Source organism: Stenotrophomonas sp. (assembly GCF_032066555.1).
Classification (GTDB): domain Bacteria; phylum Pseudomonadota; class Gammaproteobacteria; order Xanthomonadales; family Xanthomonadaceae; genus Stenotrophomonas.
The window spans coordinates 50,748-64,466 of the sequence record NZ_DAMBKV010000006.1; the positions used below are offsets into that span (position 1 = coordinate 50,748).

At 64.8% G+C, this 13,719-nt stretch carries 11 protein-coding genes; all 11 read right to left on the reverse strand.

Going from position 1 to position 13,719, the window contains the following annotated elements; all coding sequences use genetic code 11:
* Positions 1–3: 3 nt before the first annotated feature.
* Positions 4–825: an acyltransferase gene (locus tag RT131_RS09610; protein WP_313172394.1), complete on the reverse strand. Its 822-nt coding sequence runs from the start codon at positions 823–825 to the stop codon at positions 4–6.
* Positions 822–2,219, reverse strand: coding sequence for an O-antigen ligase family protein (locus tag RT131_RS09615; protein WP_313172396.1), 1,398 nt, complete (start codon positions 2,217–2,219; stop codon positions 822–824). Before RT131_RS09615 ends, RT131_RS09610 begins: the two co-directional genes overlap by 4 nt.
* On the reverse strand, positions 2,216–3,319 hold the full coding sequence (locus tag RT131_RS09620; RefSeq protein WP_313172398.1) for a glycosyltransferase family 1 protein: 1,104 nt from the start codon (positions 3,317–3,319) through the stop codon (positions 2,216–2,218). Before RT131_RS09620 ends, RT131_RS09615 begins: the two co-directional genes overlap by 4 nt.
* On the reverse strand, positions 3,310–4,512 hold the full coding sequence (locus RT131_RS09625; RefSeq protein WP_313172400.1) for a glycosyltransferase family 4 protein: 1,203 nt from the start codon (positions 4,510–4,512) through the stop codon (positions 3,310–3,312). Before RT131_RS09625 ends, RT131_RS09620 begins: the two co-directional genes overlap by 10 nt.
* Positions 4,512–5,861, reverse strand: a complete 1,350-nt coding sequence (locus RT131_RS09630) for a beta-galactosidase (protein WP_313172402.1) — start codon at positions 5,859–5,861, stop codon at positions 4,512–4,514. Before RT131_RS09630 ends, RT131_RS09625 begins: the two co-directional genes overlap by 1 nt.
* Entirely contained in the window at positions 5,858–7,024 is a 1,167-nt protein-coding gene (locus tag RT131_RS09635; protein ID WP_313172403.1) for a glycosyltransferase, read from the reverse strand. The genes RT131_RS09630 and RT131_RS09635 overlap by 4 nt, the downstream gene beginning before the upstream one ends.
* Entirely contained in the window at positions 7,025–9,007 is a 1,983-nt protein-coding gene (locus tag RT131_RS09640) for a hypothetical protein (RefSeq protein WP_313172405.1), read from the reverse strand.
* Positions 9,004–9,789 carry a polysaccharide biosynthesis/export family protein gene (locus RT131_RS09645; RefSeq protein ID WP_313172407.1) on the reverse strand — a complete coding sequence of 262 codons (786 nt, stop codon included), beginning with the start codon at positions 9,787–9,789 and terminating at the stop codon, positions 9,004–9,006. Before RT131_RS09645 ends, RT131_RS09640 begins: the two co-directional genes overlap by 4 nt.
* Positions 9,786–10,712 (reverse strand): glycosyltransferase, encoded by a 927-nt coding sequence (locus RT131_RS09650; RefSeq protein WP_313172409.1) that lies wholly within the window; start codon positions 10,710–10,712, stop codon positions 9,786–9,788. Before RT131_RS09650 ends, RT131_RS09645 begins: the two co-directional genes overlap by 4 nt.
* A complete protein-coding gene (locus RT131_RS09655) occupies positions 10,712–12,082 on the reverse strand; it encodes an undecaprenyl-phosphate glucose phosphotransferase (RefSeq protein ID WP_313172411.1) in 1,371 nt (456 codons plus the stop codon). The genes RT131_RS09650 and RT131_RS09655 overlap by 1 nt, the downstream gene beginning before the upstream one ends.
* A 357-nt stretch (positions 12,083–12,439) precedes the next feature.
* Positions 12,440–13,609: a nicotinate phosphoribosyltransferase gene (pncB, locus tag RT131_RS09660; RefSeq protein WP_313172413.1), complete on the reverse strand. Its 1,170-nt coding sequence runs from the start codon at positions 13,607–13,609 to the stop codon at positions 12,440–12,442.
* Positions 13,610–13,719: the final 110 nt, after the last annotated feature.

Consider the following 13,719-nt stretch of genomic DNA (forward strand, 5'->3'; position numbering starts at 1 on the left):
GGCTCAGTGCAACAGGGTCAGGATGTTCTTGCCGCCTACCCGATAGGACAGGTTGTGCGGGCGCTCGCCCATGGGTTTGGCACCGGTGCCACCAATGATCTTGTATGGCGGCACCTCCTTGGCCACCACCGTATTGGCGGTGATCACGCAGCCCTGGCCCAGGTGCGCACCATGCGCGATCAAGGCGCGGCTGGCGATCCACACATAGTCTTCGATGACGATCGGTGCCGACACCGACCAGAATTCCGGCGCTGTCAGATCATGTGAGCCGGCAATGATCAGTACGTGCGATGCCACCGCCACATGGTCGCCGATGCGCAGCCCGGCGCGCGCGTCGATCTGGCAATGCCAGGCAATCACGCTGTCCTTGCCGATCACCAGATTATTGACGCCCAGCACCTCGGTATTGCGCCAGATGGTGGAACCCTCACCAATCCTGGCTCCACCGATGCGCAACCAGGTCAAGCGCACCCAGTGGAAAGGCACCTTGTTGATGGCGATGTTGTAGATCTGCTCCCACAGGCGCAGGCAGCGGTCCTTGAAGGTCGGCCAATTGATGCCATAGCGCGGCACCAACTGCGCCGGCACCTCGGTTTTCAGCACGTGATAGAGCTGCTTGCCCAGTGGGTGCTGCAGCTGCGCTTCGATATCGACCGAGCAGATCGACACCCGCAGCTGATCACCACTGACTTCCTCGAACACGCCTTCGTTGGCCAGCAACCAGTCATAGGCCTCGTTCAACGCAGCTGGTTCGACGCCCATGCGCGCAGCGTAATCGCCCAGGCGCGCACGCAGGTCCGCGGAATGAAAGATCCGATGTCTCATTGTTGCTTCCTCAAACTCGATAAGGGCTGGCCAGGGCTGCCCACCGGAACGGCGGCGGCACTCTGCAGCCCCAGCCCCATCACCAACCAGAACAAGGCAACCAGCACCATGGTGAAACTGTAGTAGTGATCGATCAGCCCGGTCAGCAGGGCCGCCACAAGCGCCGTCGTGCAGCCCATCCACAGCCCGTTGCGCCGATCCACCGTCAGCACCTTGCCCTGCGGCCGCACCTGTCGCCACCAGCGCCAGGTCACCACGCAGTACAGCAGCATGCCGAGCAGGCCCAGCTTGTACATGTAGTAGAGCCACAGGTTGGAGATACCCAGCAATCCGCTGCCGGGAACCGGCGGTTCGGTGCGGAAGCCTATGCCCAGGGGATAACGCGCCACCGCTTCGGGGAAGCGCTTGTACTCGTCCACGCGCACTTCGGTACTGGCGTTGTCGGAGGAGAACATGGTTGCCAGTCGGTCCTGCAGTGGTGCATAGGTCAGGGTCAATACGCCGCCCAGGAGGATGCCCGCCAGGACCATCGCCCGTGCGTACGGCACCCGTAGCCATGACAACCACAGCAGCACCACACCGATGGCGAGGATCGCGCCGCGCGAGCTGCTCAGCAGCAGTGCCGCCCCGCCAAGCACAGCCACCGCTGCTCCCAACACGCGACGCCAGCCATGTTGATACAGCCCGTAGAACGCGGCCAGCGGCACGAACATGGCCATCGCGCCGCCGGTCAGGTTGGGATGCACCCACGGCGAACCCAGGCGCGCGTTCTCGGCACTGAAGATGTCCAGCAAGGCTTCCGGGTGCGCGTAGCGCATCTTCTCCAGCACCGGGATCATGTCCAGTGCGCTGCGTGACTTCACGAACATGCCCAGCGACAGCAGCAACATCGCCAGGTTGCCCAGCAACAGCATCAGCATCAGCTGCTCGCGCTGTTTTTCCTGCGACAACATCAACGGGGCGAGCAGCAGCAAGGACAAATTGGCCAGCCAGCGCACCCAGTTGACGGGTCCATTGCCATCGGCCACCACCGTGACCTGGCCTACCAGGAACGGCAGCACGCTGAAGGCCATCAACAGCAACATGCCCCGCTCGACGTTGCCCCACTGTGGCCGCTCCAGGCGCTGGAAGAACAGCTGCAACGCAACCCCGGCCCAGGTAAGCCCGAGCATCGCCTCGGCCAGGGTGAAACGGAAACCCACCTGCAGGGTACTGAATGGCATGAAGGTGGCCGCCAGCGCGAACAGGGACAGCCCGACCACCGGCCAGCGCAACACCACCAGGGCGGCCGGCAGCCCCATCAGCACCACGAAGAACTTCGATGGCGGCAGAAACAGCAGCAGGCTGCCGAACAGCAGGCCGCAGACCACGGCGACGGTGCTGCCCAGCCTCATTGCAGCACCTCCCGCAGCAGCTGCGCGACGCGCTGCCGATATGGTCCGGCGCCAAAACGCTGTGCCGCCTTGATCAGGACATCCGCTGTTTCCTGCCCGCCCCGCCCCTCCGCCGCAACCAGCAATGCGTTGCGCAGCGATGACACCTCGCGCGGGTCGAAACGCAGCGACTGTGCTGGCGTGATCTCATCCAGCGCGCTGCCAGTGGCCACCGCAACGGGAGTACCGCAGCCCAGCGCTTCGATCACCGGCAAGCCGAAGCCCTCGGCGGTCGCCGGATGCAGCAGGCGCTCGGCATCGTGATACAGGCGCGACAATGCCGCATCACTGAGCCCTGCACGCCAATGCAGCCCTGCCAGCCCTGCCTGTGCCGTGTCTACGTCGGCGCGATCACCGACCAGCACAAGGTCCGGCAGTGCATGGCCGTCCTGGCGCAACGCATTCCACTGCTGCAACAGGAAGGGAATGTTCTTGCGTGGCTCACGGGTGCCCACCACCAGCCAGTAGCGCGCGGGCAAGTCGGTATCCGCTGCCGTGGCAGGCATGGCCAACGGCGGCACCGCATTGGGTAGTACCGAGGTCCGCGGCTGCGCGCGCGGGTACAACCGCGCAAGCTCGCCGGCACTGAACTGCGAAGGTGTCCAGATCGCATCGGCAGCGCGCACCGCATGCCCGATCAGGAAGCGATCCATGCCGCCATAGACCAGACGATGCAAGCCACTGGCATGACGGCCTGGCAAGGTCAGCTGGAACACATCGTGCAGCAGCACGATCTGCCTGCGCAGCGTCGAGGGACGGCGCAACGGCAAGCCGCTGTTGGCGGTGGCGATATACAGATCGATCCGCTGCTCCCGCAACGCAGTCGGCAGGAAGCCCAGCTCGAATGCCAGCCGCGCACGCGGACGATGCAGCCCGTTGCCCGCCACCGGGCCCGGTGGGCAGATCGCCAGTTGGCGATGCGGATGCCCGTCCGCTGCCATGCTGAAGCGCAGCACCTCGCAGCCTTCGGCCAACAGTGCCTGTTCCAGCGCCAGCACCTGGCGGGCAATGCCCGAATGCGGCGCGGCGGTCACCGGTCGGTAATCGATGCCTACGCGCATGTCAGCTCCGCGTATACCGCTTCCAACTGGTCGGCCGAGCGCTGCCAATCGTGTTGCGCGCGCACGTAGTCCCGCCCCGCCTCGCCGGTCGCCTGCGCCAACGCCGGATCGGCCAACACCTGCAGCACCGCTGCGATCAGCGCAGCCGCATCCGCTCCGCCCTGGTAATGCGTACCACGCTGCACATCCAGTCCGGATACCGCCTGCGGCGTGGCAACCAGCGGCAAGCCGGCCGCCATGGCTTCCAGCACCTTGAGCTTGGAGCCGCCGCCATCGCGCAACGCGGCCAGGAACAGGCTGCTCTTGGCCTGTACCGGCTGCAGGCTGGGCACGAAACCGCGCCACTCGATGCGTGGGTCCGGCCACCGCCTGGCCCACTGCGTCGGCAGGGCGTAGCCACACAGGCAAAGCCGTGTAGCCGGTGCCGCCGCCCAGACCGCAGGCATGATCTCGTCCAGCAGCCACTCCACCGCATCGATATTGGGCGCGTATTCGAAGTTGCCGACGAACAGGATCCGGCCGGCCGCAGGATCGGCCGATACATCGGAGAACGCCTCGGTGTCGGTGCCGTTGACGACCACTGCGATCGCTTGCCGGCTATAGGCCGCCAGCGCCTTCGCATCGCCCTCGGTCAAGGCCACCACCTTGCGTGCGGCACCCACGACCTGCCGCTCCCAGCGCTGGTAGCGCCAGCGATCCAAGCGCGCCAGAGGCCTGAACAACGCCGGCAATCGGCTGTAGGTCACCTCGGCCAGCGTGGATTCCACGTTGTGTTCGCTGAGCAGAAAGCCGCGTGGGTAGTGCTGCAGCGGTTGCCGGCACGGCTCGAACATATAGGAGTGTTCCAACTGCACGACATCCCAGGACTGCTGCAGCAACTGCGCCAATGTCCGGCTGAAACCCGGCGCATGGCCGTTGACCGAGGCCAGCAGCGGTATCGGCGACAGCAATCCGGCAAGCATCGTCCGCAGTGACCGCAGCGGTCGCCGCTCCAGCACGATCAGGCGTTCCAGCAACGGCTCCAGCTGTGCCTGGGTGGCGGCATCCAGCGGCACCTTGCTTTGCACCAGCAAGGTGATGCGGTGGCCACGCGCGGCCAGGCAGCGCAGCAGATGGTACTGGCGCAGCTTGCCGCCACTGGTGGTCGGCCACGGCAGGTAAGGCAGGATCCACAGGATGCGCAGCGGTCGCATCACCACTCCAACACCGACAGTGATGTCGACACCGGCACGTTGACTGCATCGCCGCTGCCGATCTCCTTGTGCGCGCCGCTCAATACATCGTGCAGCACCGCCTGCCTGAGGCCATTGACCTGTACCTGCCCGGGTTGCGCGCCCCAGAACAACCAAAGCCGACGGCCGTCCGGGCGCTCCCAGCCAATGCTGATCATGCCCGGCGTATTACCGGTGAATACTGGCGCCTTGCCCGGGACCAGACGCGGCCCGGTGATCTGCAACAGCCGCTGCACGGCGTTGTAGACCGGCTTGGCGTCACCCGCCTCGTCGAGCAGGCCATAACGGCGATCGCGTGCACCTGCACGTTGATCCAGGTCACTCAGGGCGAACAGGAAAACCTTGTCGTAATCCAGCGCACTCATCAGGGCCAGGCGGCGGGTGACGAAGTCGGCCTGCCCCTGCGCGCCGATGATCGGCTGCTCTTCCTTGGGCCCGGCATAGCTGGACCAGCCCCACTCATCGGCCCAGATGTCACGCGCGCCGGCCGCGCGCAGCGACGCGTTGCCTTGCCGGGCGCGCTGCACGAAGTCCAGCGCGTGCGCATCGTCCCCCTCCGGATACAGCGAGTACGGGTGATAGGCAGTGATCACATCCAGCGAAAATAAGCCGCCCTTGGCCAGTGCTTCGACCATCAGCGCGCCGCCGCGGGTCGGCATCTGGCTGAAGTACCCCATGCCACCCAACACGATCCGGCGCCCCGGCGCCTCCCGGCGCATGGCTTCCACCGTGGTCAGCAGCAGCTGGCCGTAGGCCGCGGGGTCTTCGCGGGGTTGCCAGAACGCCGGCAGGTTGGGTTCGTTCCAGACCTGCCACGCGGCGACCTCGGGGTAACGCTGTGCCAGTTGCACCAGCGCACGTGCATAGAGCTTCGGGTCCCGCGGCGGATATTGATCCGGGTTGGGACTGCCCGCCGGCGCGGAGGTCGCATGCGGCGCGGAACCGACCAGATACACCTCGGCCTTCAGGCCGCGACGCTTGATCTCCGCCATCAGCGGATCCAGCACATCCCAGCGGAACTGACCTTGCCGCGGTTCGATGGTGTCCCAGTGCAGGTCCACCCGCACCCACTGCAGGCCCAGCGCCTGCAGCTGATCCATCTGTTTGCGGTACTGCGCGGGCTCAAACCACAGGAAGTGCGCATTGACGCCCAGATAGTCGGACCACAGCAGCGGTCGCGGCGGCACCAGCTCCAGCGCCGGCCGTTCGCCCTTGGCGCAGGCGGTAACGCCCCAGAGCAATGACGCAACCAGCAGCACGGAAGCCAAAAGCCGCATCAGCCGTGTCTTGAACAAACCCGCTCCCTTCATCGCTTACGCTCCACCACCGCGGCAAACAATGCCGCAAATTCGTCGGCGATCTTCGTCCACTGGCGTTGCGTTCCCAACGCGGCCGCCGCCATTGCCCAGCTGCGCGTCTGCGCAGGATCGTCCAGCAGTGCAATCATGCGCCCGGCCAGGGCTTCGCTCCGACCTTGCGCGAATACCACGCCATTGCCATACGAAACCTCTTCGGCAAACGCACGCGCATCGGAAGCAATCACCCCGCGTCCACTGGCATTGGCCCAGGACAGCGCACCGCTGGTGCCACGCATCCGCCCAAGCAGGGCCAGCTTCCTGGAATCGCGATAAGGCAACACCATCACGTGATGGGCCTGCACGCACTGCAGGATGCGCTCGGCGGGCAGGTCGAGCTGCCATTCGATCCGCTCGGCGATACCCAGCCCGTTGGCCAGGTCACGCAGCTGCGACAGGTAGTTGCCGCGGCTGCCAAACGCGAGCTCGGGCGATGAGCCGCCGGCCATGGTCAAGGAAAACCGTGCCTGTGGCCGCAGGCGAAGTACGGCGGCCACGGCATCAAACAGGTCCTCGATGCCCTTGCCAGGATAGATGAAGCCGAAATACAGCAGCTTCAGCACCTCGTCCGCGGGCAGTTCGGCAGGCGCGAACAGCGGATTGCCGTGCGCGATGAAGTGCACCTTGTCCGCTGCAACCTGCATCCGCTCGACGAGACAGGCGCCACCGCTGCGGGTCAAGGCGACCATCGCGTCCAGCTCCGCCGCCAGATGGCGCTCACGGGCGAGCGTGCCGCGGTCCTGCGCCAGCGCCAGCAGTTGTGGCAGCGGTCGCGGCCAGCCGGCGATGCGGCGGGCCATGCCGCGGGCCGGCTCCGGTGACCGCCACACCAACCGCTCCGGATCATGCACCGTTGCGCTGGTCGCCAACCGCGGCCAGCGCGCGCGCAGCTGTTCCAGTGCCAGAAACTCCGGGCCACGTCCGCCGCCGAGCTGCGCATGCACGATATCCACGTGCGGCCAGAACTGCGTGTCGTCGGTGTCCCAGCTGCCATCTGCACGCTGCGGCGGCACCTGCACTTCCACGCCCGCGCCACGCAGCGCCTGCATCCACGCCTGCGCGTAGTCGGCGATGCCGTTCTGCAACGGCGGCAAGGGAGCGAGCAGCGCAACTTTCACTCAGTACGCTCCGAGCCAACGGCTGATCGGCTTCCAGAACCTGGCCGGGATCTCGAATACGCGGCGATTGAGCACGATGCCATCGACACGTCCCAGCGCATCGCGCAGCAAGGCCAGGGCGCTCTCCACCGCCGGAACGGTGGTGCTGCGTGCCTGCACAACCAGGATGATGCGCTCACAGCCACGCAGCTCGATCAGCGCATGCTCATCGCTCAAGGGCGGTGCCTGCACGATCACCAGCTCACCTGGCTGCGCCGGCAGCTGGCCGTCGCGCACCGTATAGCCCTGCTGCCGGAGCACGATGGCCAGGCGGGAGGCAATGAAGCTGACACCCTCGCCGGAGCGGCTGGAGGTCAAGCCCACCGACAGGCCACGTTCGGCGATCTGCTCCAACGGCAAGCGGCAATAGATACGGTACAAGGCGGCGCGCAGGGCCTGCGAAGTGTCCTGATCACGCTCTACCTCCGGCACGGTGGCCAGCAGCGGAACGTTGAAGGTCCTCTCGATGCGACCACCATCATGGATGCGCTGGTCCATCAGGTACAGCAGGAACACCACCACCAGGGCAACGACCAGCGCCACCGGCAGGGTCAGCAGCAGCATCAACATGCTCTTCGGGAACACCCGCGACGGGGTGAAGCTCGACTCACCGACCAACGCCACATTGCTGAGCCGGTTGCGGTTCAAGTCACGGATGACGCGCGCGCGCAGCAGATAGTCCGAGTACTGCGCAAACGTCTTTTCGGCCGAGCTCAACTCCAGGCTCAGGCGTGACAGCGATGGCTCGGCGGCCATCACTTCTTCGCGTGAGGCCTGCAGCTGCTTCAACTGTTGGTCGATCTCGGCAATGTTGGCATCGATCTTGGCAACGTTGATCCGCGCATCCTGCATGTCCTGGCGCAGGCGCGTTCCCAGTGCATTGGGGGCGACATTGCGCGAACGCACGACATTGTCGTTGACCGCGGCGATCTCGGCCTCCAGCCCGGCAATGCTCTCGTCCAGTGCACGCACCGGTGGTGCGCCTTCCTTGAAGTTGCGCAGCAGATCCAGGCGCTGCTGCTTGAGTCCATTCAACTTCAGCTTCAGGTCTTCGCGCGCAGGGTTCAGGCTGATCTCGCGCTCGGTCACCACCTCGCCGGCAACGGCCGGCAACTGCCGCCCGGCCGCACCGAGAATGCCGAGCAGGGCTTCACGCTCGGCCTGCAACTCGCGGCGTTGCCGATAGAGCTTCTGCAGTTGATCGGTCACATCTTCGATGCGCTGCTCGACGCTGGTGGCATCGATGACACGCAGGCGATCACGCAGCTGCTGCTTCAGCTTGACGATGGTGTCGTTGAGCTCGGTGTTCTGCTGCTGGTAAAAATCAAACAGCGCGTCGCCACCGGCGGCATTGGCGCGCTCATCGAAATAGGCGTCCACCCAGGCACGCGAAATGCCCTGCGCGACATGCGGGTCACCCCATGTCACGCGCATTTCCATCACGTTCGAACCCGGGTCATGGCTTACCGCCAGGCGTTTTGCCAGGCGTGCCGCCAACCTGTCTTCCGGCGGCGCCGTGTCCATCAGGCCCACGCCCACGAACACATCACGGACGAGTTCCTTGCACCAGGCCGCTGCCTTGCCCATATGGAACTTGAACCGCGCCCAGCCACCCTGCGGCGGCACCGATGACATTGCCAGATAGGCCTTGGCGACCTTCAGCATGACCGGTGCGCTGGTCGCCATCTTCTCCTCATCCAGCAGTGGATCGCGCTGCGGACTCTGCTGCACGAAGCCCGATTCGGGGCCTGGCTGCACCGGCAACTGCACGCTGGCACTCTGCGTTGGCTTGACCAGCAGGCGCGCATCGGACACGTAGCGATTGGGCAGCAGGAAGGCACCGGCCACCACCACCGCGATCGTGACCAGCAGGGTCAAACGGAACTCGCGGGCAAAGATGAACAGCAGACGCAGGGCGTCGCGAAGGCTACGGACTTCGATCACGGCACGCTCCCGGTGGGGGTATTGATCCGATAGGACGGCTCATTGATCTGGTAGTTGGCCGAGGCACCGAAGCCGCGGAACATCAGCAACTGGCCCACGTACATGTCCACGCGCTGGATGGCATTGCCAATCCGCGAGCTGGGCACGAACACCAGGTCGCCGCGCTGCAGTTGCACCCCTGGCTGGCCGTTGGTGGCCGGGCTGAGCAGGGCGGCATAGTCGAAGAAATACACCTGCTGCACGCCTTCGTCATCCTGCCGCACCAATGCAACATGATGGCTGTCAGCGGTTGGCAGCACGCCACCGGTCGCGGTGATGGCCTGCGGCACGGTCACCGCCGACATCAGGTCGAAGGTCCCCGGGTTGCGCACCGCGCCACCGACATAGACCCGGCTGCCAGGTGCCTCGGCGATATTGATCGTCACCCGCGGCTCGCGGTAGATCGCATCAAGCCGTTGGCTGATCTCTTCACCGATCGCCTCCGGCGTGCGTCCGCCGGCCTTGACGATGCCGATGAACGGATAGGCGATGCTGCCATCGGGGCGGACCCGGTACAGCGTTGCCTCGTCTTTCTCGGCCGGGGTCTGTGCGTCTCGCACGATCCGCAGCACATCACCGGTATGCACCTTGAGTACCGGCTTGGGCAGCTGCTCCGGGCTGAAATTGCTGATCTGGCGCTCGCGTACCACCTTGCCGGCAGGCAACTGGACGACATTGGACATCGCGCAGGCGGTGAACAACAGGGTAAGCAGCGCCGGCAGCGCCAATCGCAAGGGCTTCATGATTGCCTCCAGTAGCCGGTAAACATTCCAATATTCCGCTTCAGGCGCAACGGCAGATGCCGCTCCATGTGCCCCAGACGGTAACCAATGAACTTTGCAGCCGTACGCAGCAACGCGCCGGGTATGGCGCCAACCGCACCGGCCGTGCGCAGCGCGCGCAATTCGGACCGGACGAAGCGCCCACCCTCACCCCCAGCACCACCGAAGTTCTGCCGTATCCAGCGCTCACGTGAATAGAACACGCCGATATCGAAGTAGCGCCGGAGCTCCTCCACGACGCTGTAGTCATGCGAGTGCCAGGCCTCGGCATCGGCCACGTAATGCACCGCCCAGCCTGCCAGCAGCATCCGCGCTGCGACATGGGTGTCCTCGGTGCCGATCACATCCTCTGGAAATCCGCCCACCTCGTGCAGGACATCGGCTCGGTAGGCGCAGAACGCGTCAGAACTGAAGCAGGTCTTGATCCCAAGCTCGGCGGCGTCGCCGCGGCGCTTGATGCGCCCCTGCGCGGGATAGTTGAAGGCGCGCGCATGCCGCGCCAGCACGCCAGCCTCCGGGTGCGGAATCTGCCGGCCGTAGGCCACCCCCACGTCTTCGGCGGCGTATACGCCATCCACCAGCGCCTGCAATGCGTTGGGCGGCACCGGGATCGCATCCTGGGTCATGTAGATCAGCACATCGGCGGTGACCAGGCTGGCGGCCAGGCGGCGGGTGCCGCCGTGATTGAACGTGGCCGGGTCGATCTCCACGACCCGCGCACCGAACTCGCGCCAGCGCGCAACGCCGCCGTCGGTGGAGGCACTGTCGATCACCAGCAGCTCGTCCGGCTGCAGCGACTGTGCACGCAGCGCCGGCAGCATCCGCGCCATATGCGCTTCGCCGTTCCGCACTGGAATGATCAGGGCAACACGCGGCTTGGCCATCAGTACGCCGCCTTCATCGACAACACGGCCGGCAAGGTACGCAGCAGGATGAAGGCATCCAGGCCCAGCGACCAGTTCTCGATATAGGCCAGGTCGTACTCGACGCGCTTCTGCAGCTTCTCGACCGTATCGGTCTCGCCGCGATAGCCATGCACCTGTGCAAGCCCGGTGATACCCGGCTTCACCTTGTGCCGTGCCACGTAGTTGGCCACGGCCTCTTCGAACAGGATGTCCGCCGCCTTGGTGGCGGTGGCGTGCGGGCGCGGCCCGACCATCGACATGCTGCCGGCCAGTACATTGAACAACTGTGGCAACTCATCGATGCTGCTCTTGCGGATGAAGCGGCCAACCCGGGTCACCCGCGGATCGCCGGCGCGGGTCTGGGTCTGCGCATCCATGTCGCGCTGATCATGGAACATGGAGCGGAACTTGTAGACCTCGATCAGCTGGTGGTTGTAGCCATAGCGACGCTGCCGGAACAGCACCGGGCCGCGCGAATCCAGCTTGATGGCAAGCGCGACCAGCAGCATCAGCGGTGCCAGCAGCAGCAACGCCAGGCTGGCCAGCACCACATCCTCGGCGCGCTTGTAGGCCGGGGCCCAACCCTTCAATGGTGGCTCGGACACCACCAGCATCGGCACGTCGGAGATATCCGCCACCCGCGGCAGGGCGAAGTTGAAAGCCTGCATCTCCGGCACCAGAAAAACCTGCACCGGCATCTTCCTGAGCAGCTCCACATAGTGGTGGTTGCGGCCTTCGGCGGCCGCCGGCAACGCCATCAATACCTGGTCCACTTCGTTGTTGCGGATCAGCTGCTCGAGCAGTGCGAAATTGCCTATCAGCTGCGGGCGCAGGTGCGAGGCGATGCGGTCCGGGCTGCGGTCATCGATGAAGCCCAACAGGCCGCTGGCGATGTCCACGTTCTGCTGCATGTGCTGCGCAAGCCGGCTGCCGTTCTCGGTCGCACCGAGGATGACCGAGCGACCAACGAAGTGCCCTTCACGGATACGCCGCTGGAAGAACGCCAGCATCAGCAGCCGCCCCACCACCAGCAGCAACAGGGTCGTCAGGTACCAGAGCACCGCCATCTTGACCGGCAGGTAGGCAATCACCCGGAACACGGTATGCAACAGCAATACCAGGCCGAAGCTGGCCGACCAGGCGACGATGGTGGAGCGGATCAGCACGCGGTTGCTGAACATCTCGCGCCCGTACATGCCGAAGGCGGTGAATACCAGGATGGTCAGCAGGCCCGCCAGCAAGGCCAACACACCGTAGGTGCGTATCAGGCTGCCGTCGTGTACCCCCATCAGCAACAGCACCAGCGCCGCAGGCGAAACCGCGGCGCAGAAGTGGAAAATACGTGCCATCAGACGCGACCAGCGCATCACTATCGGACGTGTATTTGCAAACAGTGCATCTGAGAACGGTAAACGCATTAAGACGCCGGACACTTGTGCTGATGCGAACCAAACAAGCACACACAGGCGCAAACCGACGTGATCGCCTACAACGCGACGCCACTGGCTTGACCCTGTGAGCCACCTGCCCCCCTGCAGACAACCGCCGAACCCATTCAACGACGAGTACGGCTGTACCTGGTCATCTGTTCCATGGGCAATACAATAACGTGATGGCACTCACGTTTATAGGGGTATAGGCACAGTGATGCGCTGCGTTAAGGAAGCAACCGCAGTTGTCAAGACGAAGTGACAGATATTTGACGCTTACTGGAGCTCGAAGACCTGCCGCAGATAGGACAGATAGCCGGGGTCATCGCACATGCTCTTGCCCGGCGAATCACTGAGCTTGGCAACCGGCTGGCCGTTGCAGCGAACCATCTTGATGACGATGTTCAGCGGCGTCGGCCCCAGATCGTTGGTCAGATGGGTGCCCACACCGAAGGCGACCTGGCAGCGCCCACGGAAGTAGTCATACAGCTGCATCACCTTCTCGATGTTCAAGCCGTCGCTGAAGACCAGCACCTTGCTGGTCGGGTCGACCCGGTTGGCCTTGAAATGCGCCAGCATGCGGTCGCCCCAGCTGAACGGGTCGCCGGAATCGTGGCGCACGCCGTCGAACAGCTTGCAGAAGTACATGTCGAAATCGCGCAGGAAGGCATCCAGCCCGACCACGTCCGACAAGGCGATCCCCAGGTCGCCGCGGTACTCGCGCGCCCACGACTCCAGCGCGGCCACCTGCGAATCGCGCAGGCGCGGACCCAGTGCCTGGAAGGCCTGCAGGTACTCATGCGCCATCGTGCCATGCGGGGTCATGCCGTACATGCGCGCGAAATAGACGTTGCTGGTACCGACAAACTGGGAGCCCAACGCATCGCGCAGCAACGGCAGCATCGTGCCGTGCCACTGCCGCGAGTAACGGCGACGGCTGCCGTAGTCGGCGATACGGCAGTTCTCGAAGCCGGGGGTGTCGCGCAGCAGGGCGGTCTTGGCCTGCAGGCGACGTTCGCCCTCGGCGAAATCCGCGCTGCTGGTATTGCGGAACCAGACCTCGTTGATGATCGCCAGCAGCGGCACTTCGAACATGATGGTGTGCAGCCACGGGCCGGTGATATCCAGCTCGATCTCGCCGGGCACGGTTTCCGATGCGCGCAGATCGATGTACTTGCGGTCCAGGTGGAACAGGCCGAGGAAGTCGGCGAAATCCGGCTTCACGAAGCGCAGCCGGCGCATGTATTCCAGCTCGTCCACGGTGAAACGCAGGCTGCACAGATGATCGATCTCGGCACTGATCTCATCCAGATGCGCGGCCAGGTCAATCCCCGGCGTACGGCATTTGAACCGGTACTGGACGATGGCGCCCGGGTACTGGTGCAGTACCGCCTGCATCATCGTGAACTTGTAGAGGTCGGTGTCGAGCAGGGATTGGATGATCATGTCCCGCATTATGCGCTGGCTGGCGGCTCGGATTCAGGCTGGCGCGGAGGCTTGTTCATGGTCTGTGGCGGGCAAGGGGCTTAGGGCTGATGGCGTCTTCTCGAAGAGCC